The organism is Paenibacillus puldeungensis (assembly GCF_042678945.1).
In the GTDB taxonomy this organism is placed as follows: domain Bacteria; phylum Bacillota; class Bacilli; order Paenibacillales; family Paenibacillaceae; genus Fontibacillus; species Fontibacillus puldeungensis.
This window is the reverse complement of sequence record NZ_JBHTLM010000023.1, coordinates 1-20,850: the sequence shown is the minus strand read 5'-3', so window position 1 is coordinate 20,850 and position 20,850 is coordinate 1. Positions and strand designations below refer to the sequence as shown.

General features: G+C 46.7%; 21 protein-coding genes and 1 pseudogene. 8 read left to right on the top strand and 14 right to left on the bottom strand.

Annotated elements, in window-relative coordinates:
* Positions 1 to 14 precede the first annotated feature (14 nt).
* Positions 15 to 2,750 carry a glycoside hydrolase family 9 protein gene (locus ACFQ3W_RS22175; RefSeq protein WP_379321417.1) on the bottom strand — a complete coding sequence of 912 codons (2,736 nt, stop codon included), beginning with the start codon at positions 2,748 to 2,750 and terminating at the stop codon, positions 15 to 17.
* Positions 2,751 to 3,194: 444 nt separating this feature from the next.
* Between ACFQ3W_RS22175 and ACFQ3W_RS22170 the strand changes: the two genes are divergently transcribed.
* The gene (locus ACFQ3W_RS22170; RefSeq protein WP_379321416.1) at positions 3,195 to 3,752 is read left to right on the top strand and encodes a DUF1697 domain-containing protein; all 558 of its coding nucleotides are present in this window, start codon (positions 3,195 to 3,197) and stop codon (positions 3,750 to 3,752) included.
* 1 nt (position 3,753) lies between these two features.
* Here ACFQ3W_RS22170 and ACFQ3W_RS22165 read toward each other — a convergent pair whose 3' ends face one another.
* On the bottom strand, positions 3,754 to 4,428 hold the full coding sequence (locus ACFQ3W_RS22165; RefSeq protein ID WP_379321415.1) for a uracil-DNA glycosylase: 675 nt from the start codon (positions 4,426 to 4,428) through the stop codon (positions 3,754 to 3,756).
* A gap of 158 nt (positions 4,429 to 4,586) precedes the next feature.
* Here ACFQ3W_RS22165 and ACFQ3W_RS22160 point away from each other — a divergent pair, with 158 nt between their 5' ends.
* Complete coding sequence (locus ACFQ3W_RS22160) at positions 4,587 to 5,222, top strand: FMN-dependent NADH-azoreductase (protein WP_379321414.1); 636 nt, start codon at positions 4,587 to 4,589, stop codon at positions 5,220 to 5,222.
* Here the strand turns inward: ACFQ3W_RS22160 and ACFQ3W_RS22155 are convergent.
* Positions 5,219 to 6,844, bottom strand: coding sequence for a xylulokinase (locus tag ACFQ3W_RS22155; RefSeq protein ID WP_379321413.1), 1,626 nt, complete (start codon positions 6,842 to 6,844; stop codon positions 5,219 to 5,221). The two genes, ACFQ3W_RS22160 and ACFQ3W_RS22155, sit on opposite strands and share 4 nt — an antisense overlap.
* A gap of 106 nt (positions 6,845 to 6,950) precedes the next feature.
* Here ACFQ3W_RS22155 and ACFQ3W_RS22150 point away from each other — a divergent pair, with 106 nt between their 5' ends.
* Positions 6,951 to 8,426 carry an aspartate aminotransferase family protein gene (locus ACFQ3W_RS22150; RefSeq protein ID WP_379321412.1) on the top strand — a complete coding sequence of 492 codons (1,476 nt, stop codon included), beginning with the start codon at positions 6,951 to 6,953 and terminating at the stop codon, positions 8,424 to 8,426.
* Between the two features lie 26 nt (positions 8,427 to 8,452).
* A complete protein-coding gene (locus ACFQ3W_RS22145) occupies positions 8,453 to 9,661 on the top strand; it encodes a class II aldolase/adducin family protein (protein ID WP_379321411.1) in 1,209 nt (402 codons plus the stop codon).
* A 4-nt stretch (positions 9,662 to 9,665) separates the two neighbouring features.
* Here the strand turns inward: ACFQ3W_RS22145 and ACFQ3W_RS22140 are convergent, their stop codons facing one another.
* Complete coding sequence (locus ACFQ3W_RS22140; protein WP_379321410.1) at positions 9,666 to 10,373, bottom strand: SDR family oxidoreductase; 708 nt, start codon at positions 10,371 to 10,373, stop codon at positions 9,666 to 9,668.
* Positions 10,374 to 10,493: 120 nt separating this feature from the next.
* On the bottom strand, positions 10,494 to 11,240 hold the full coding sequence (locus ACFQ3W_RS22135; protein WP_379321409.1) for an SDR family oxidoreductase: 747 nt from the start codon (positions 11,238 to 11,240) through the stop codon (positions 10,494 to 10,496).
* Positions 11,241 to 11,425: 185 nt separating this feature from the next.
* Between ACFQ3W_RS22135 and ACFQ3W_RS22130 the strand changes: the two genes are divergently transcribed.
* On the top strand, positions 11,426 to 11,971 hold the full coding sequence (locus ACFQ3W_RS22130; RefSeq protein ID WP_379321408.1) for a TetR/AcrR family transcriptional regulator: 546 nt from the start codon (positions 11,426 to 11,428) through the stop codon (positions 11,969 to 11,971).
* A gap of 47 nt (positions 11,972 to 12,018) precedes the next feature.
* On the opposite strand, the gene ACFQ3W_RS22125 is transcribed toward ACFQ3W_RS22130, so the two are convergent.
* The 6 genes and pseudogenes from ACFQ3W_RS22125 to ACFQ3W_RS22100 all read right to left on the bottom strand — a co-directional run bounded on the left by ACFQ3W_RS22125 (position 12,019) and on the right by ACFQ3W_RS22100 (position 16,107).
* Positions 12,019 to 12,438 carry an SRPBCC family protein gene (locus tag ACFQ3W_RS22125; protein WP_379321407.1) on the bottom strand — a complete coding sequence of 140 codons (420 nt, stop codon included), beginning with the start codon at positions 12,436 to 12,438 and terminating at the stop codon, positions 12,019 to 12,021.
* A gap of 89 nt (positions 12,439 to 12,527) precedes the next feature.
* Positions 12,528 to 12,650 (bottom strand): annotated as a pseudogene (locus ACFQ3W_RS22120) (GNAT family N-acetyltransferase); the annotation flags it as partial.
* An 88-nt stretch (positions 12,651 to 12,738) separates the two neighbouring features.
* Positions 12,739 to 13,311, bottom strand: a complete 573-nt coding sequence (locus ACFQ3W_RS22115) for a GNAT family N-acetyltransferase (RefSeq protein WP_379321406.1) — start codon at positions 13,309 to 13,311, stop codon at positions 12,739 to 12,741.
* Positions 13,312 to 13,422: 111 nt separating this feature from the next.
* Positions 13,423 to 14,568: an ABC transporter permease gene (locus ACFQ3W_RS22110; RefSeq protein ID WP_379321405.1), complete on the bottom strand. Its 1,146-nt coding sequence runs from the start codon at positions 14,566 to 14,568 to the stop codon at positions 13,423 to 13,425.
* Positions 14,565 to 15,518 carry an ABC transporter ATP-binding protein gene (locus ACFQ3W_RS22105; protein WP_379321404.1) on the bottom strand — a complete coding sequence of 318 codons (954 nt, stop codon included), beginning with the start codon at positions 15,516 to 15,518 and terminating at the stop codon, positions 14,565 to 14,567. Before ACFQ3W_RS22105 ends, ACFQ3W_RS22110 begins: the two co-directional genes overlap by 4 nt.
* Positions 15,519 to 15,531: 13 nt before the next feature.
* Positions 15,532 to 16,107: a TetR/AcrR family transcriptional regulator gene (locus tag ACFQ3W_RS22100; protein WP_379321403.1), complete on the bottom strand. Its 576-nt coding sequence runs from the start codon at positions 16,105 to 16,107 to the stop codon at positions 15,532 to 15,534.
* A gap of 180 nt (positions 16,108 to 16,287) precedes the next feature.
* Between ACFQ3W_RS22100 and ACFQ3W_RS22095 the strand changes: the two genes are divergently transcribed.
* Positions 16,288 to 16,494: a helix-turn-helix transcriptional regulator gene (locus tag ACFQ3W_RS22095; protein WP_379321402.1), complete on the top strand. Its 207-nt coding sequence runs from the start codon at positions 16,288 to 16,290 to the stop codon at positions 16,492 to 16,494.
* Entirely contained in the window at positions 16,495 to 16,737 is a 243-nt protein-coding gene (locus ACFQ3W_RS22090; protein WP_379321401.1) for a hypothetical protein, read from the top strand.
* A gap of 59 nt (positions 16,738 to 16,796) precedes the next feature.
* Here the strand turns inward: ACFQ3W_RS22090 and ACFQ3W_RS22085 are convergent, their stop codons facing one another.
* A complete protein-coding gene (locus tag ACFQ3W_RS22085) occupies positions 16,797 to 18,176 on the bottom strand; it encodes an amino acid permease (RefSeq protein ID WP_379321400.1) in 1,380 nt (459 codons plus the stop codon).
* A 311-nt stretch (positions 18,177 to 18,487) separates the two neighbouring features.
* On the opposite strand from ACFQ3W_RS22085, the gene ACFQ3W_RS22080 reads away from it, so the two are divergent.
* Positions 18,488 to 19,180, top strand: coding sequence for an NAD-dependent epimerase/dehydratase family protein (locus ACFQ3W_RS22080; RefSeq protein ID WP_379321399.1), 693 nt, complete (start codon positions 18,488 to 18,490; stop codon positions 19,178 to 19,180).
* A 63-nt stretch (positions 19,181 to 19,243) separates the two neighbouring features.
* Here ACFQ3W_RS22080 and ACFQ3W_RS22075 read toward each other — a convergent pair whose 3' ends face one another.
* Both ACFQ3W_RS22075 and ACFQ3W_RS22070 read right to left on the bottom strand, forming a co-directional pair.
* Positions 19,244 to 20,215 (bottom strand): D-2-hydroxyacid dehydrogenase family protein, encoded by a 972-nt coding sequence (locus ACFQ3W_RS22075; protein WP_379321398.1) that lies wholly within the window; start codon positions 20,213 to 20,215, stop codon positions 19,244 to 19,246.
* A gap of 16 nt (positions 20,216 to 20,231) precedes the next feature.
* Positions 20,232 to 20,423, bottom strand: a complete 192-nt coding sequence (locus tag ACFQ3W_RS22070; RefSeq protein ID WP_379321397.1) for a hypothetical protein — start codon at positions 20,421 to 20,423, stop codon at positions 20,232 to 20,234.
* Positions 20,424 to 20,850: the final 427 nt, after the last annotated feature.

Genomic DNA, 20,850 nt, shown 5'->3' with positions numbered 1-20,850 from the left:
AAATTCGGAAAAGATTAAGGCTCGACTCCCCAAATGAGCGTACCATTCCGGTACAGCGTCACTTTATTCCAATCAGCAAAGGTTTGCTGCGTTCCACCGTACGAATAATCGTCGCTTTCGTTGTAATTGGTCCAGTCCGTTTTGTTGACGCGGGTTTGAATTTCGCCGCTATCGGCGCCCGGAGCCAGACTTCCGGCTCCTGGAGCGAAGGCAATTTCAAGATAATGGTCGCCGCCGGTAACCTGATGATCCAGCTTGACAAACCGGCCGCTGACATTGCCGCTGCCGACAAATGCATAGTCGCAATTAAACTGCTGCGGTTGGTCGCCGTCAGTAGTGTAATAATACCGAAGGGTAAGATCGCTGAGCGAAACGGTCTCATTGCCGGTATTCACGATTCGAAACAGCGGCCTCAACTGATTATCACCGGAGTTCGTATCGTTGGTGCGATATTGAACCTTCAAATCGCCTTCTGCCGGTATCGGAGTTGAACGCGGTTTTACGGAGACCTCGGAAGAAGGAAGGCTGTCGCCTACGGCATTCCTCGCGACAACGACGTAATAATAGGTTGTTCCATTTGTCAGCCCCGAATCGGCAAACGAGGGAACGCTTGAAGTTCCAACAGTGTTGTAAGGACCGCCGCTCGCTGCCGATCTCTTGATCAGATACTCGGAGGCACTGCTTACTGCGCTCCAAGATAGCTGAGCTGCTTCATTTCCAGGCAGCGCTTTCACATTCTGCGGCGCTGCAGGTGCTGTTGGTTCTCCTGGGTTGCCACCTCCGGCAGGCAGTTCCCCAAACACACGTACTCCGGCATCAAATACCGGGATATTCGGCGCTTTAATGGGACTGGATCCTCCAGAAGCGATGCCCTGATAAGAGAAGTCATTGGCGTTGTTCCAAAATGTTGTGTTCAAAGGCGCGGCGATCCGGAATTGCACTTCCTTGCGATAAGCGGATTGACCGCCGGGATATATGCGCGTTCCTGAGAAATCCACCGTCGTATAGTAAATATTTTTGCTTACATCGTAAGGTTTGAGGGGGGTGACAGTAGCTCCCTGATTATAACCGCCGGCTGCAACAGTAATATCTCCAGGTCCATAGCCCGCAGCGATCGCTTCGCTAAGATCGACATAGTAATTAAACGACATGTTTTCGCTGGCACGTGCCGGCCATCCGGAACGATTGTTCAGCAGGGCCCTAATTTCTACAAAGTTGCTGCCGCTTGCATTTACCGAGGCCTCAACGAACATTTCGTCCTCGCGTGTCTCCGGAGCGGGGAAGGAGGCGACCGGCTGCTGGCCAGCTCCATGAAGCAGCATCATTTTGGCCAAAGCGCCTGTAAAGCCGGCATTGTAATCGGTTGCAACTTCGTTAGAGACGAAATCGCTGATGGAGTCGGTATAGGTATCATCTTTGGATGGACCGCCGACAAGGGCCCCGTACAAAATGTGACGGTGGTTCACCGGTGTGTTTTGGCTGTCTGCCCATGAGCCGTGGGAGGTGCGATGATGCGGATGCTGCGGCGAATTGTTGCCGTATCCGATGACGTAGCTGCTGTTTCGAGGGTTGTCTCCGAGCATGTATAAAATTTGCTGCTCAGCGAATGAACGCGCGTTTATCTTCTTCGCAGGATCGCTCACCCAGTCGGAATACACAAATGCTAGAAAAGCCTGATTTGCTGCATAGCGGAGGGCTCCCCACTGATCCAGGTGCGCTAGGCCGCCGGGCGTATAGGCAACCCGTTCACCTGTTCCCGAGACACCGGTCGTCCAGAATTCCATATTGCGTTCCGTGGACCGGACGAATTTGGAATCGCCGGTGATGCGGGCCAGCAGCAGTTGGGCCCCATAATGCTTATCATCCCAGGCATGGGTCCATTTGTAGTCCCAATCTCCTTGCTGGTTGGTGCCCCAAAGCTGGCTTGCGGCGATGGCTTTGTTCAGGTAGGTCTGATCGTTTGTCGCCAAATAGAGCCAGACGGCTCCCCAGCTCAACTCATCGGCATAGCCGCTCCATGAATTGTAGAATTGCTTCGCATCGGTGATGCTGTCCGAATATTTGCCCCGATATTGGTCGGCAAAGTTGTACAGTTCTTTGGCGTGACGAAGCAATTTTTCGGAATAAGCAGGATCGCTGTCCCGGAAAATAATCGCGGCGGACGCAAGCGCCGCAGCGGTTTCCCCGGCAAGATCGGACCCCGGATGGGTGGTATCGATTTTGTAAGCAGGTCTTTGCATCGGCATAACCTCTGCAGGACCCCACCAATTATGGTCGGCCGTACCGTTGCCGATCTGTCCCCATAACTCATTTGGGGCCGTGTGGGCTTTCATAAAGTAATCTGTGGCCCAACGGATATTATCCAATATTTCTTCGAGCTGACCGGACTGTTCATATCCTTCCCGGTACTCATATACAGACCATGCGAGAATTGTTGCGGTAGCTGCCATCGGGAATCCAAATTTAACGTGGTCCCCGGCATCATACCAGCCTCCTGTAAGATCATGACCGACATCTGCACCGTCCTGGAGGCCTGAATCTCCGCGCCATTCCACACGGTTATTGGCCGGGAGGTCCCCTGAGCGCTGCGCTTCGTAGAAGTAAATTGACTTTTGCAGTGCTTCGGCGTAATTGTAGCTGGTCGCTTCTGCCTTAGCGACTGGAGAGAAGGAGCCCCATCCTGAGTATCCTGTAAGCGCTAACAAAAAGCTGAAAGACATAATCCCGCTTTTCTTCATCCATTTGCCCATAGCAGATTGAATCCTCCTTATATAGAGTGTTCTACTAAAACAAACGATTAGTGCTTTTTACTGTTGGAACCTGGTGTGCTCTTTCCTTATGACTCGTGATTCTGTGTATTGAGTGTCCCTTGCGGTAGCCAAAAACAGCCCGATCACCCCACTTTCCTCAGGATTGAAGGAGACGCTGAATGACATAAAACGTTAGCAATTTGCGGCCCCTGCCCATAATATACCAAAAGATGTAATGAAATTCTATAATTAACAGTAAATTTTTGTTATCACTTCCATATGAAATGAAAAAATCGGTCTAAATACCTTGTTTAATTTAGTTCAAATGAACCGGTTGATAGGGCAAATGAAGGGCAAATAACACTTCTGGACGTAACATAAATTGGGATATTATAATCTGGACTAAAAGGGAAGTATTGACCACTTCAAGGAGGGATAGAGTCAATGACGATCTACATCGCTTTACTGCGAGGCATTAACGTAGGCGGCAAAAATATGATCAAAATGGCCGAATTAAAGCGCACTCTGATGAATTCGGGGCTGCATGAGGTGCAAACCTACATTCAGAGCGGTAACGTTCTGTTTCAATCTGATGAGGGAGAAGAGTCGCTTCGCTTCTGCATCGAACAAGCAATTTTGACCGATTTTGGCTTCCCGGTGACCGTGGTATTAAGAACGGCCGAAGAGATGAAACAGATTGCTGATACCTGTCCGTTTTCACCCGCGGAGATTTCCGCAGCAGAAGCCACGGCAACCGGGGAATGCCTGCATATCGCTTTTTTGTCAAAGGAGCCTTCACAGGAAAGCGTGCAGAAGCTCGGCGGCTACAAAAACCAGAACGAAGATTTCCGGATTATCGGGCGGGAAATCTATATGCTATTCTCCGATAGCATCCGAAACTCCAAGCTCGCCAATCATTTGCCGAAGCTGGACGTTCCGGCAACCGCCCGAAATTGGAAGACGCTGATGAAGCTTGTTTCATTGGCGGAAGCCATGACTTAGCCTACAAATTCGAGATTTGCCAATCGATTTCGCCAAGTCCTTGGACTTTTAGAAACTGATTTGTCTTCGAAAACGGCTTGCTGCCTAAAAACCCCCGATGTGCTGACAAGGGACTTGGGTGCGGTGTTTTGATCAGATAGTGCTGCTTGTTCGTAATCAGCTCGGCTTTTTTCTGGGCATGGCTGCCCCAAAGCAGAAACACTACCGGATGCTCCTTCTGATTAAGCGTTTCGATTACTTTGTCCGTGAAGTTCTCCCAGCCCATATTTTTATGTGAGTTCGGAGTATCGGCACGAACGGTCAGTACCGTGTTTAGGAGCAGGACACCTTGTTCGGCCCATTTGACCAAATGCCCGTTGTTCGGGATATAGCATCCTAAATCGTCGTGCAGTTCCTTGAAAATATTTTGCAGTGAAGGTGGCGACTTGATGCCCGGTTTTACAGAGAAGCTCAAACCATGAGCTTGTCCAGGTCCGTGATAAGGATCCTGGCCCAATATGACCACTTTCGTATTGGCGAAGGAAGTATAGTGGAGTGCGTTGAAAATATCATATTTGTCGGGATATATGAATCTCGTATTATATTCCTCGACAAGAAATTTACGCAGCTGCAGGTAGTAGGGCTTCTCAAATTCACCTTGTAAATAAGGCGCCCAATCGTTTTTTAATATATTCAAAGTCTAGTCACCTCTATCATGAGATGTAGCTATTATATCAAAAAGATAGCATGGCGACTGTTATACATTTTCTGTAAGGCCCAGTCGGGCATAAATTGTCCAGTTCTTTCTCATCTTAACTAATGAATCGAAACTTAGCAGAGAGAGGATGAGAAGCAATGGCAAAGGTGCTGTATATCACAGCCCATCCGCATGACCATTCCACGTCGTTTAGTATGGCTGTTGGCCAAGCCTTTATCGACATTTATAAGCAAGCGAACCCTAGCGATGAGGTCGTTCATATTGATTTGTACCGTGAGTCCATTCCTCACATCGATGCCGATGTGTTTAGCGGATGGGGGAAACTGCAATCGGGAAAAGGCTTTGAAGAGCTATCCGAGCAGGAAAAAGCCAAGGTTGGACGCCTTGGTCAGCTTAGTGATCAGTTTGTGGAGGCGGATAAATATATTTTTGTCACGCCATTCTGGAATTTTTCTTACCCGCCTGTCATGAAATCGTATATTGATGCCGTATCTGTAGCGGGAAAATCCTTTAAGTATACGGAGCAAGGGCCTGTAGGCCTGCTGACGAATAAAAAAGCGCTGCACATTCAAGCACGCGGTGGCGTTTATTCGGAGGGACCGGCCGCAGAGATGGAAATGGGGCATAGACACTTAAGTGCACTCATGAAGTTTTTTGGCGTTCCTTCCTTTGAGGGGATTTTTGTGGAAGGGCACGCTTATGCACCTGAAAAAGCGCAGGAAATCAAAGAAGCTGCGATCGCTCGGGCTAAAGAAGCGGCGCGCAGCTTTTAGTTGCTAAGGCTTACACTAGAAGCTTTCCTGTCATTAAGAAGGCGAAAGCTTTTCTTATTGGCTCTATACAGCGATTTGAACACTTGATAGTTCCTGTCATGCTTTGACTTGTTCGCCATATCGGGAAGGTAGCGCGCATTGGCTTTAATCCATTGTTTCGCATCGTTAACCTGATCGATCATTCCAAGTCCAACGGCAGCCATCAAGGCAGCGCCGACGGCTCCGGCATTTTGCGGGCTATCGACGGTTTCAATTTCCCGGCCGAGGATATCCGAAAGAATCTGACAGGTAAGAGGGGCTAATGCGCCGCCTCCCACAAAACGTATGATCTTAGAGGTTTTTACTTTTTTCTCTTGAACCTCAAGCTGCCACCTTAAATGATAGCAGATGCCTTCAAGAACGGCATGAATCATCTCGGTTTTTCCGGTTTCCAGACTGATATTAAAGAACATGCCGCGTGCATTGGCGTCTTCGAAAGGGCAGCGGTTACCATGCAGCCAAGGTGTGAAAATAACCCCATTGCTGCCTGCCGGCACATGTTGGACGGCGTGCATCATATAATCGTATAAGCTTGTGAAAAGATTTTCCGTGGATTCCGAAATGTGTTTCTTTTCCAAATAAATATCGATTTCATCCAACGCGAGATGATCCTTGACCCATTCCAGACACTTGCCAGCCGTTTCGAGTTCAGCAAAATAGTTAAAGGCTCCGGGATTGACTCCGACGATGGCAGCGATCATTGATGAAGCATCTACCACTTGCTTATTGGCGACAGTCGACACCCAGCCGGAGGTGCCTGAGTAGATATGCGTGCTGCCTGGCTCCACTGCGCCTGCTCCCACGCCGATCAGTGAAGCGTCCCCGCCTCCGCCGAACACAGGCGTTCCCTCTTGCAAATGCAGTTTGACTGCCGCTTCTTTTGTGATGCGGCCCACCATATCCGTACTGCGAACGATTTCAGGAAGATGCTCCGCATTTACGCCATACATCCTGCATAATTCCTTACTGATGCAGTTCATCCCTTTGCGAGTATCATAAAGCAGAGTGGCAAAAGCGCTGTCCTGTGTCATGATAAAGGCGCCCGTACATTTGCAGATCAAGTACTCCTTTACATCCAACCACTTATATATCTTTTCATAGACTTCGGGCTCATTGCTTTCCACCCATTTATACTTCCAGACGGGGTCCTTGATACTGGCTGCCACAGCCCTGGTAATGGAGAGCGATTTAAGCAGCTTGAACAGGTTCACTCCGGCAATCCGCAAACCATGAGCTATTCCTTCCTTGAGCTCCTTCTGTGCCCGCTGATCCAAATAACTCATGGCGCGCCGTACAGGCTCTCCATTCTTGTCAACAAGAACGAGCCCCTGCATTTGAGAGCAAAAGGAAATGCCCAGAATGCGTTCAGCAGGAATGCCGCTTTCCACCAGCACTCGGTTTGTTGTTCTGCACATCGCATCCCACCAGTCATTCGGCTCTTGCTCGGCGCCTCCATTATCCATCACGTAAAGCTTATACCCCTCCATAGCGGAAGCAATCAGCTTTATGGCGTTCGAAATTTCAAATACACAGGTTTTTATTCCGGTCGTTCCTACATCATAGGCAATGACATAGTCCGCCACAAATGCACATCCTTTCATTTCAAGTCGTAACATATTATCAGAGTTTTGCAATAAATATGACTATGAGATTGACTTATTCCGGTGTTGGAAAATGGGGGAGGGACGTATGGATAATCGATTCGCGATTTCTGAATATCCGAATACTGCTTCGATCATCAAGCAACTGGACGAATTGATCAGAAAACCGATTTACTCCATCAGGCCCGAGACACTAAAAATCTACATAGAAGAGTATTACGGCAAGCGATGTTCCGGATCCAGAAAAATGATTGAAGAAGCGAAAACTGTCATTCCCGGAGGCGTTCAGCATAACCTTGCCTTTAATTACCCGTTTCCGCTGGTTTTTACTAAAGCCGAGGGAGCCTATCTGTATGACATCGACGGCAATACATATTATGATTTTCTGCAAGCGGGCGGCCCGACCGTTTTGGGAAGCAACCCGATCGAGGTGCGCAGCAAGGTTATCGAGCTGCTGAATGATTGCGGTCCGTCCACGGGGCTTTTTCATGAATTCGAGTATAAGCTTGCGAAGAAGATCTCTGAAAACATAAAAACCGTCGATATGTTCAGGATGTTGGGGTCAGGGACTGAAGCCTGCATGGCGGCCATACGCGTTGCGCGTCTTGCTACCAAAAAGAAGAATATCATCAAGATGGGCGGGGCCTATCATGGCTGGAGCGACCAGCTCGCTTACGGCATCCGCATTCCCGGCTCCAAATGGACGCAGTCCCATGGCGTTCCGCGTTATATTTTCAAACACACCCAGGAGTTCTTTCCCGGCGATTTGCATGACCTTGAAAAAAAACTGCAGTTGAACCGTTTGCGAGGCGGTACGGCTGCCGTTCTGATCGAGCCGGTTGGCCCTGAAAGCGGAACAAGACCTCTCGACAAGGATTTTAACAAGGGAGTGGAGGAGCTCTGCCGTAAATATGGCGCTTTGCTGGTGTTTGACGAGGTGGTAACCGCCTTTCGAATCGGCATGGCCGGTGCACAGGGCTACTTTGGCGTTTCTCCGGATTTAACGATTTTCGGGAAGGTGGTTGCCGGCGGATATCCGGCTGCGGGCGGTCTCGGCGGCAAGAAAGAGTATATGAAATTTTTGGCGGCAGGTTTGCAATCCGGGGAAAAGCATAAGAAGGCCCTTGTCGGCGGTACGATGGCGGCTAATCCGCTTAGCTGCGTTGCCGGATATTATACGCTTTGTGAAATCGAGAGGACGAATGCGGCAGAGCGAGCAGGGGAGATGGGCGATAAGCTGATCAAGGGCTTACAGCTGCTTATTCAAAAATATGACCTGCCGTTCGTGGCATTTAACCAGGGATCAATCTGCCATCTTGAAACGGTCGGAACCTTGCATCATGCCATCCAATGGTCCAAACCTTGGGAAATCCCCAAAATATTAAAGGCAACGTCCGAGCGAAAAAAAGAAATGGAGCATATGGGAGCGGCCTATATGGCGGAGGGGATCGTAACGTTGGCAGGAAGCAGGCTGTATACCAGCGCAGCCTATACGGACGAGATGATCGCGGATGTGCTGACCAGATTTGAAAATGTGTTTAAGCATATTGGAATAATAGCTTAATGTCGTGATGTGCGATGGAGGTTATCATGAATATTGCTGAAGCCAAGGAAAGAGTTGTTGAGGCTGGCCGAAAGCTAGTCGAGTCGAAACTCATTGCCCGCACGTGGGGGAATGTAAGCTGCCGGATCAGCGAAAGTCGATTCGTGATCACACCGAGAGGAAGAGACTATTTATCTTTGACGCCGGACGATATCGTTGAAGTTGAAATTTCAGATTGCAGCTATAGCGGCGATATCAAGCCTTCGTCGGAAAAGGGCATCCATGCTGCGGTTTACAGGCAGCATCCGGACGTTCATTTTGTCATTCACACGCATCAGGAGAATGCATCCGTAGTTAGCGCCGTCGGGGTGGATTCCATGAAAGTGGAGGGAGGATTGCCCCTTCTTGGCGGAGAAGTGATCTGCGCTCCGTACGCCTTGCCGACCACAAAAAAGCTGGCCCAGAGCGTCGCGCTTACATTGACCCGTTCGAAAGGCAATGCCGTTATTTTGACCAATCACGGTGCGCTTTGTTTTGGAGAGAATGATGATCAAGCCTTTACAGTTGCCTCGGAACTGGAAAACGCCTGTGATCGCTTTGTCACCGGACACTATTTGAGAGTCAGCGGGCATACCGATTATGACCCCGATCAGATGAGGCGCTATGCGATTTCACGTCTTACCGGCTCGGCAGAAATGGTTCCTGGCAGCATGCAGCAAGGTTGTTTTAGCGAGGCAGAGAGGACCGGGAACGGTTTTCGAATGCATATGAGCGGGGGCGGCATCGTGAACGTCAAGTTTGACCAGTTGGACGCCTCTCTGCCTGAAGAAGCGAGAATGTATCATAATATTTTTAAGAAGCATCGAAAAATCAACTATATCGTCCATGCAAATACTCCAAATATCGCAGCCGTATCGCACGTTGGCATCACGCTTCGTCCATATCTGGACGACTTTGCGCAGCTTGTGGGGACCTCAGTAAAAACGGTGGAAAAGCATTCTGCCCCAATAAATGCCGCGCTGAAAGGTGCTTCAGCCGTGTTCATCCGAAAATCTGGCGCATTATGCTGCGGGGGCTCCAAGGGAGATGCAGCTGCTGTGGCGATGGTAATGGAGAAGAATTGCAAAGCGTTCATTGGCGCATTGCTATTTGGAGATAAAAGCAAGCCAATTCACCGTTTGGAATGTGCTCTTATGCGTTTCATCTATTTGAAAGATTATTCTAAAGCAATTAAAAAACCGTCACTCACGAGATGACCCGCTACCATTCGATTCGTTTTTCATCTCTGAAGAATCCTCCGTTGGGTCCTTCAGGTCCTATTGTCGCTAACCAAAGGATAGATTCGGCAGCTTGCTTAGGGGTTCTTGGAGCAGATGGTCCACCCATATCTGAACTCACCCACCCCGGATCGGCTGCATTTATTTTGATATCACCATGGTTTTCTGCAGCTAGCAATTGTGTCAATGCATTTAGGGCAAGTTTAGACAACTTATAAGCTCCTACTCCTTGATGTGACATCTCGCTCATCGCCCCATATTCTGAGGAAACATTAATAATTCTCCCATAGCCTTGCTTTTCCATGAGGGGGATAAAGGAACGTATCACATGGTAAACTCCAAAGAAATTGGTTGCCATTGTTTTCTCCAGAATAGAAGGGTCCATAGCCACTAACTTTCTATTCTCATCCAGATACACGCCAGCATTATTAATCAATACGTCTAATCTTCCATAACGCTCATTTACTGTAGCCGAAGCTTGACGGATGCTTTCTCGATTATCTACATCTATCGACACAAACGAAACGTCCAAATTTGACTTCCTAAGTTGTTGTATCGCTTTATGACCCTTCTCTGGATCCCGACTTGCCAATATCACCTTAAAACCTTTCAAAGCCAATAGTTTGACCAACTCATATCCAATTCCTCGATTTCCGCCAGTAACAAGTGCAACTTTTATATCCCTTGACAATTTATTCCCTCCTTTTCGGCTAATCGTTTATAGAAGAAATGATAAAGCTGTCGAGGTCTTCTCGACAGCCTATGCTTTAGAAAATGAATAGCTTCTTAGCTTTATCTTATCTTATGATTATTACCAAGGTTGACTTGTTGGCCCAATGGTAAACTCATTTACGTTCGTATCTTCTGGTTGATCAATCGCGAATGCAACAACATTGGCAATTCGATCAGGTGAAATGCCGTATTGTTCGTACAATGCAGTCATACCACTTGAAATATTCTTATCAGTAATCGTATCCAACAATTCCGTGTTGATCGCTGCCGGATAAATAGTTGCTGTGCGGATGTTAGTACCTTCTTGGGCAGATTCCATACGCAAAACTTCCATTAAATCACGAACAGCCCACTTTGTTGCGCCATAAACTGCACCGCCTGGGTAAGCTTTTAGCCCAGCTACTGATGAAGTAGTGATGATATGTCCTGACTTTTGCGATGTAAATGTTGGCAATACTGCAGCGATCCCATTCAATACACCCTTAATATTAACGTCAACCATATTGTTCCAATCATCAGTTTTTAATGCGGAAAGTGGTGAATTAGGCATTAATCCAGCGTTCAAGAAGATTACATCAACACCACCAAAAGTGTCTTTAGCTAGTTGAACAAGCTGCTGATTATCATCTGGATTAACAACATCTGTGACGCGATACGCCGCTTGACCCCCATTCGCTTTGATTTCGTTGGCTAATTTTACTAAACGCTCTTCACGTCTTGCACCAAGTACAACTTTTGCGCCCTTCTCAGCTAACAGCTTAGCAGTAGCTTCCCCAATACCTGAACTTGCGCCTGTAATAACAACCACTTTATTCTCAATTGCCATTTTGTTTTTTCGCCCCTTCAAATTATCAAAACAACTATTGATGTATTCTCGACATCTGTCTATAATTTATACAACAAAAATAGTAATTACAAGGCACATGGCTAGTCATTTTAATCAGTTTTGTTGTTTACGCAACAAAACGATAAAATTTGTTGATTATTTCAAGAAAGCATGGTGTTTTTAACGTGACAAAAGTAGATAGAAGGGTAACAAGAACCCAAGAAGCAATTAAAAAAGCTTTCCTGGAATTAATGTCTGAAAAAAATTTCGATAGCATTACGATTCAGGATATTTCTGACAGGGCAAATATTAACCGCGCAACGGTTTACCTTCATTACTTGGATAAATTTGATCTGTTGGATAAGATCATTGAAGAACATATCCATAACATGGCTAATCTTTGTGAGTTGGAAGCTGAAATGAATTGGATTGAAGCGACTGTACTCTGCATGGAATATCTTGAAAGTAATTACTTGTTTTTTTCGACGATGTTGGCAAGTGAAGGAGCTCCGTATTTTCGCAGCCGGTTTGTTCAGCATAATATCGAAGAATTCAAAAAAGACGTAGATGTAACAAAAGGCAAAAATCTCGGTCAAAATAAAGATATAGTTGCCGAATTTGTTGCAAATGCTTACGTAGGTGTAGTGGAATGGTGGCTAAAAAATGGTATGCCTTATCCACCGAAGGAAATGGCAGAGCAAGTGGGGGATTTATTAGACAGGATAATATAGAATAAGCGGTCAGTCGCCTTGGAAAGAACGTCAATTGACGTTCCTTCCTACGATTCGCCCAATGCCTTTTTTAAATCCGATATGTAGGTCAGTTGCATCTTCTTTAAATTCATCAAAGCATACGAGAGCAGCTTAATGATGGGATTATGGATATGAATTTGTTCAACAAAGGTGATCGTAGTTCCTCCGGATTCACTTTCCGAGAAATGACCATACCAGCTGCCGGTAAACATTTTATGCTCCATCGAAAAGGCGTACTCTTTGTAAGGTTCTTTGACCGTGATCGTAAATGTTGTAGCATTCCCGTTAGGTGCATACTCGACAAACTTATTCCCGTCACTTAGAACATCAATTCGCTTAATGTCACTGCGCCATGTGTAATTCTGAAGATCGGTAACGAAATTCCAGACAGATTCGACGTCGGCACGAAAGTGAGCCGTTACTTCCGACACTCTAGCTTTACCCAATGTATTCACCCCAGTGTAGATATTTACCCAAGGTTAGTCCTATCATTAACGTCAGTACAAGGGATTATGTCACTTTGTGGGTTTATAACGTCTTCCTCCAGAATGGCTAATGTCTGATGATCCTCCCATTTTCCGTTGATCCTTACGTTTTTCCTTGCAATGCCTTCTTTTGTGAAGCCTGCCTTGAGCAGCACCTTCATGGAGCCGACATTAGGTTGAATAGGGACTCCGCATCCGTCTCCTGAGCCGCAGTAACGATGATGTGCTCGCCTTGTAACTTCATCGTCACACTAGGGTTGCTCATTTAGACTCTACCATATACTTCTCTCTATACTCATGCTCAAGCATACTCATGAGGATACTATCGTGGTACTCCTGGTTCAGAAATAACAAATCCCTTTGGACACCTTCTCGATTGAAGCCTAATTTCTCATAGACATGAACAGCTCTTTTGTTAAATGCAAAAACTCCAAGCTCAACCCGATGCAGATGCAGCTTTTCAAACGCATGCCAAAGCATGAGGAGCAGGGCCTCTGAACCGTAGCCTTTTCCTCGATTCTCCCCGCCGGTAATACCGATGCGGATATTGGCGCTTCGATTAACCGGGTCGATGTCGTTTAGCACCACTTCTCCGACCAGTTGATCAGTATCCTTGGTAATAATCATAAGATCAACTCGGCTATCGTCCGGTGTTGAAATTTTCTCAAGCCAACGGACTGTTCCTTCTTTGGTAAAAGTTTGCTGAGTGCCTGTAAATTTGCCCACTTCTGCATCGCACAAATAGGTATAGTAGTCATCCAGATCATTTGGAACGGCCGGGCGCAGATAGATTTGCTTGCCATACAAGATATTTACCTTTCGCTGCTCATTCATATTGGGCCTCCTCAATTTGGGAAAAATGACGATCACTACTCATTTTACCGCAAAAAGGTGGAAAACGGCGAGGGAAAAAACACCTTTATTCAACAATTCTCAAGCTCACTCTTATGCCTTGGAAAGCTTCCGCTTTTGATATAAAAGCAGGCCGAGTACAAAGTAAAATACCGTAAGCAGGACAATCATGAAGATTTCAAAGGATACGTCCGCAATCCCACTGCCAAAGTTCAGAATTTTATTAAACGCACTGGCCGTATGCGTAAGGGGAAGGAGGTCCGTAATCCCGAAGTGATGTCCTCCAATCGTGAAAAGGTTCACTTTAGGCAGCGGGAACATGCTTCCGGTGAAGAACATTTGTATAAAGAACGGAAAACATCCGATGGTTAAAACATCAAATACGGTGTTTAGGAAGCTGGCCACCACCAGACTGATCGCAACCATAGAAAAGCTTGATACGATCCCTACGGCAAGCACTGCACCAAAGCCGCCTACGGGTTTGTAGCCGAGTCCAAGCGCCGTCCAGTAGGATAGGATGATTGCGACTAAGGCGATGATGGTCTGAACGATGCTAACGCCGCCAAGGAAATGAAAAGCACCTAGTTTGCTCAGCTTGAGCCGAATCAATGTTCTCTTATCGTTTTCTTTTACGATTGAGGCGGACGCGGAGAATAGAATCATTAGTACGGCAAGCGATATCGTTCCTGGAACATATTGTTCGAACTCGTTTAGCGGCTGTTTCTTTTCAAGCAGAGTCTCATGGATATTAGCAGGGAGAGTTACCTTCGCGACTTCCATCCCTTGCTTTGTGATGGCATCAGACGCGAAAACGGCGGCGAGTGTATATTTCATATTGCCCATGCTTCCGTAGAAACGGACAACAGCAGGGGCTTTAGTCTTTCCAGTGGCATTCTCCTCTAGCTTTCCCGAGTAATCCTTAGGAATAACGATACCGATATCTACGGTCTTATCTTTGACCTTGGTCTCCAGATCTTGCTGATCATCAAGCGGAGTAATCTTGAAAAGGCTGGATCCATCTTTGCCTTGAGCAGCTGATTCTATGTGCTGTATAAGAATTGCGGATTTATGGCCCGCATCATAGTTGAGTACTCCCACTTGGTATGTAGTTGGCGCTCCGCCGTAAAACAGATTCATGAGCAAAATAAAGAATGGTGAGAAGATCAGCACCATGACAAGAACTTTCCAGTCTCTGACGTTTTCCTTAAGCGTCTTCTCCATGGAAGCAACCAGTTTCATTCCCGCAGCCCCCTTCCGGTCATCGCAATGAACGCATCCTCCAGCGTGCGCTTTCGGACAGTCATATCTTGAGCAGCTACATGATAAGCTTTGAGTGTTTGGTTTACTGCAGGAACAAGCTCCAGTAAGTCAGCGGCCCCCAGAAAAAAACAACCGTCAGCGAACCTTTTTTCGGTAAAGTCAGCCGGTAAGGATTGCATGATGTGTTCCGCCAAATCCTCATGGATCACATCCGCACCAACACGAACCTGCAAAATATCTCCGGCTCCCGCTTTCGCTTTAATATTGTCGGGGGTGTCTACTAACAGAATTTTGCCATGATCGACGATGGCAATCCGGTCGGACAATCGATCGGCTTCGTCCATATCATGGGTGGTCAGGATGACGGTCTTGTCTTTAGCTAGGTTTCTAATGAAATCACGCACGAGAATGCGGCTTTGCGGATCAAGACCGGCCTGAGGCTCGTCCAAAATAATAATTTCCGGATCGTGGACTAAGGCGAGAGCGATATTAAGCCTGCGCTGCATGCCCCCGGAAAGTGTCTTGGCGAGCTTGTCTCTTTTTTCTGATAGACCTAAGGACGAGAGCAAGCTGTCTGCCTTTTTTACTGCTTCGTTAGCGGAAAGACCATAGGACATACCTACAAATTTCAATTGCTCCATACAGGTGAGCAGATCCCAAATGACAATTTCCTGAGGACACAGTCCGATGATGGACTTTATGTCGTTATAGCTGCCGGACATCGATTTCCCATTATAGCTGATGACGCCGGAGTCCGGCCTGAGTAAGCCGCACAGCATTTTGATCGTGGTTGTCTTCCCGGCACCATTTGGGCCTAAAAGTCCGAACACTTCCCCACGGTAGACCGAAAAACTGATTTCATCGACGGCCACCATATTTTTGTACCTTTTCGAAAGCCCCTCTACGGAAAGAAAAACGTCTTGTCTCATCGCAGCACATCCTTCACTTGTGATCGATCCAAATCTTCCCTACGCGCTCAGCCAGCAGTTTAGGATCCACTTCCGGATGAATAATCGAATACGTCAGCACGCCGTCCAATGCGCCCATCAGCGTAATTCCATAGGCTTCAGGATCAGATATTTGAGCTTCGCCTGCAGTTGCAGCTTTCTGGAACATTCCGGTGAAAAAATCAGTTGACGCGTTAACGTACTCCTTGTAGTAATCCATCAAAATTTCGGATTGGAGAGCTTTTGACATCGATAGAAAAAAGAAGCTAAGCTCTTTGGGATGCTCCGCCCAATAGGTAATGTATTGCTCAATATACCTGCTCAATCCATGAAGCGGACTTTCGTCAGCATAAGCTTGTTCAGCCATGGCGACAATCGGCTCCGATAGCTTTCGGTTAGCTTCCATCAGCAGAACTTCCTTATTGGGAAAATGGTGATAGAACCCGCCTTTGCTCATGCCGGCCCTTCTGGCAATTCCATCAATCGAGGCGCCATCATAGCCTTTCTGAAGGAATTCCTCTACGGCTGCGCTGAGCAATGCTTCAACACGAACTTCTTTGGCTTGCTTCATTTGTTTGTTCACCTCCATACCGACCGTCGGTATGTATATTGTAGCAAGTAATGAATGCGCAGATAGCGAAATACATCACAACGTTACCAGTTTATTAATTGCAAAGCTAGCTTGACACTTTGTGCAAAGCTAACTATACTATAAATGCAAAGTTAACATTGCAAAAGGAGGACCTGATATTTGAAGACTCGTATACAAGAGTTGCGCAAGCAGCACAAACTATCCCAAGAAGAATTGGCACTTGCCGTCGGTGTCACAAGGCAGACGATTACTTCGCTGGAGTGCGAGAAATATACAGCTTCGCTCATTCTGGCTTACAAGATAGCAAAATACTTCGGACTTTCGATTGAAGAGGTCTTTGACTTTTCAGAGGTGGAGGAGTTTTAAATGGCGCTCAGCAGCGAGGATCGACTAAAGAAAATGTATATTGAAATGAACGATGAGCGGAGCAAACTCATCAAGGACAAAATCGGCGGGATGGGATTTAATTTCTCTATTGCTGTCGTTGCAACAGCCACAATCGTTTCTGGATTTTTCCACCAGTTAGTATTCGTGACCCTGCTAGCGGTGCTTATTTTCCTGGTCACGGTAAAAGCTGTCTTGAAATTGTACTATAAGAAAAAATATTAAAAAAAAAGCGAGATTGCAGGTTATCCCCGGATCTCGCTCTGTTTGTACTGCTCAAATGATTAGGCTTCGTCAATCTCATCATGGGCCGAACGTTTATTTAGCCCAAAGATGTAATAACCTACGATTACAAGTCCGATGAACGTAGCGCCAACGATCAAGGACAGCTGCGTATCCGGGTTGAACCACATTCCTACAATAACGAGCGCCAGGAACACAATCGTTATATAGTTGCTAATCGGGAAGAAACGGGACTTAAACGGATGATCCGCCATTTCGTTGGCCCATTTCTTTCTGAATTTGAATTGACTGATCGCCAGTGCAAACCAAGGGACCATTCCCGGCAAAATACTCGCACTGTAAATATAAATAAACAATTTCGAGTTTGGCGCCAAATAGTTAAACAACACGCCGATCAGCAGCAAGGCAATAGTTGTAAAGATACTGTTTCTTGGAACTCCGCCCTTGGACAGTTTTCCGAAAAATTTAGGGGCTTGCCCATTTTTAGACAGTGTATAAAGCATGCGGCCTGCACTGTAAATCCCACTGTTACAGCCCGACATGGCAGCGGTTAATACGACAAAGTTGATAATCCCCGCTGCAGCCACGATACCTACTTTGGCGAAGGTGAGCACGAACGGACTTCCGATTTCGCCCACCTGATTCCAAGGGTAGATCGTAACAATGACAAAGATGGCTCCAACATAAAAAATGAGAATGCGCCAAATGATATTTTTGATGGCTCTCTTTAAGGTGTGCTGAGGATTTTCCGCTTCACCGGCCGTAATTCCGACCATCTCGATACCTTGATAAGCCGCCGTGACGATACACAGCGCAAATAAGAAGCCTTTTAAGCCGCCGGCAAAGAAGCCGCCATGACTATAGAGATTTGAGAGACCGATCGGATGCCATCCGTTCCCCAGGCCAAAGAAGATCATGCCCGTACCGATAACAAGCATAAAGACGATGGCTACAACCTTAATGGTTGCAAACCAGAACTCAAATTCGCCATAAAACTTCACGGCAGCCAGATTGGCCGCAGCGATAATCCCAACGCCCAATAAGGCAGGCAGCCATTGAGGAATGTCCGGGAACCAATAGCCTACATAGATTCCTATAGCGGTCACTTCCGCCATACCTACTGTTACCCATAAGAACCAGTAGCTCCAGGCCGTCATGAACCCAACCAATGGGCTGATATATTTGTGAGCAAAAGTCGCGAAGGAGCCAGTTACCGGTTCAATATGCAGCATCTCTCCCATAATCCGCATGACAAAAAACATAATTATGCCGGCCAAGAGATAAGCCAGTAATACAGAAGGTCCAGCCCATTTGATGGTACTCGCCGATCCCATAAATAAACCGACGCCAATCGTTCCTCCGAGTGCAATCAGTTCAATGTGTCTTGACTTTAGCCCTCTTGTTAATTTTTTCGATTCCAATTGAATGCTCCCCTTTTGTTGTGTCTTCGTCAACTGTCAATGTTTAAATTACACGCCTGGGCAATCTTGCAATTCTAACCTGCAGTGATGTTTCATCGCGTTACAGCAAGTTACAAAAAATTGTATGACAAAATTCGACTAAATACAACAATATGAATTAGGATTTTGCTGGGCTTTTTTGAGGCCTTAATTGTGAAAGACAGCAATCCATGCTTGCTCAAGCAAGATGGAGGCGACTGCAGATAGTTTTCGAAACACCATTCTCAATTTTATAAAACCGTCCAATAATGGGGATTTTAAACAAAGGAAATGTGGATGTACGGAACACGCCTCAGGCGATTTTTGAGAACAACATGCTCGTCAACTTTAATATTCTCGAGGCCTGTAAAGATATAAAAATTCCAAAGCTGGTGTGGGCATCCAGTGAAACGGTGCTAGGCTATCCTTTCGTTCCGGAAGAGTTGACCTATCTTCCTGTCGATGAGGAACATCCTATGCTTATGAAATCATCTTACGCGATGGCCAAAGCATTAACGGAGCAGCTATGCGGGATGTTTCACAGACTGACGAACGCGCAGATCGTCTCGCTTCGATTTGCCAATATGTACGAGCCGGATGAATATGAGAAAATACCCATCATGCACTGGAATGAGCAGCAAAAGGATATTCAGAAGAAAAATGCTTGGGCATACTGCGATGCAAGAGATGCAGCGAATGCATGCCTTCTAGCTATCGAGAAAAATGGCCTTGGAAACGAGTTGTTTCATATCACGGCCCCGGATACGATTATGCCTGATTTAAGCGAGGATTTGGTCAAAAAATATTTCCCGAACGTACCTTTGAAAAAGGAAGTAAAAGGGTACGAAACGCTGATGTCCATCGATAAGGCACGGAGGGTTCTTGGATATGAGCCGCGCTACTCCTGGCGTTCTATTCTAAATAGTGATGGGACGACCAAGGCATTACCGGAGGATCAGCTCGCTTTGTCTCATACGGACATTTAATACTATGGAAACATACAAGCCGGCTGTTGATTTTGTAGATCAACACCGGCTTGCTTATGTTTTTTATTGCGGCGCGCCGCCTAGCATCCGAAGCGGGGCCCCGGCCAAAAATGCCTCGATATCCTCTACTGCTTGGCTAAAATAAGTACGATAATTCCGCTCCGTGACATAACCTAAATGCGGGGTGGCGAGGACATTGGGCAATGACCGAAAAGGATGATCCTTGGGAAGTGGTTCGATATCATAAACATCGAGGCCTGCCCCTGCGATCCGGTTGCTTTGCAGAGCATGGATCAGCGCTTCCTGATCCACGATTTGCGCCCGTGAAGTGTTGATGAGATAGGCGGTAGGGCGCATCTCATTAAGCTCTCTCGCTCCAATCAATCCTTTCGTACGCTCGCTAAGAACGAGATGAATCGAGACGAAATCACTACGCCGCAGCAAATCCTCCTTGGAAGCAGCCAATTGCACACCTGCCGCATCGGCTTTCTCCTGGGTCAAATTTTGGCTCCATGCCACGACATCCATACCGAAGGCTTGAGCGATGTGGGCCATTTTGCTGCCGATTTTACCAAGCCCGAGAAGGCCGAGTGTACGACCGAATAGATCGGTGCCTAGTGTTGTTTGCCAAGGGCCGCTATGTTGAAATGAATGATGCTCAGGTACAAGCTGCCGCGCCAAACCTAATATGAGTGACCAAGCAAGCTCCATCGGTGCTTCAGAATGGCTGGTAGTCCCGCAAACTACAACACCATGGCTAGATGCGGCGGTCATATCGATGGAGGCGTTGCGCATACCGGTAGTGACTAACAATTTGAGCTGCGGGAGGCGATTAAAGAGGGATGCCGTAAAGGGAGTACGCTCACGCATGATGACGATGATATCGCATTTGGCAATCGCTTTGACGAGATCATCCTCGTGCTCGAAATGGTCATGTATTGCCGTGACTTCCACTCTGTCCGCAATCGACGACCAATCCGCCATGCGCAAGGCTATTTTTTGATAATCATCCAAGATGGCGCATTTTAACTTCATAAGTAACCTTCCTTCGTTAGAAAATTTTCACTAGTACGATGATGAAAGCGATGATAGCAACCAGGATCAGTAAATTGGAGATCTCTCTCCAAAGCCCGGGAGGACCAGCGGTATGCATTTTTTTCTGTTCTGTATCAAAATGGGCCTTGGAAGCGTGGGGGTCGTTAGGAAGTGAGAATGGCTTATGATTATTATTATTATCCATCATCAGAGTTGTCCCGCCTTTCTGTGTTAAAAATTCGGGCGTTCATAAATCAACATTAACATTATTATCCTTAAAATGGAATATTGTGAATAGTGAGGCAGGCTGTCCGTCTCTTTGTTCAACATGATTAATAAATATCGAAAAAGTGGCAGTGGGGTAGGTGGTGGTGGGAGAAAATATTGTATTTTGTACAACAATCGAATCGGGTCCTGGGCTTTTCAGGCCGGATTGTTGTAAAAAGTACAACAATATTGCAGCAGTAGGCCCAATTAACCCAAAATTGTTGCACGATATACATCAATCCTATAAAGCCCCCTAATCACCTTGGACACTTTCAGGCTAAACAATATACAATAAAAATTAGCTGGAGGTAGTCCGTATGAGAGTGCAACACAGTAAGTTTGACGAGTTGAGAATACAGGTCGTCGAG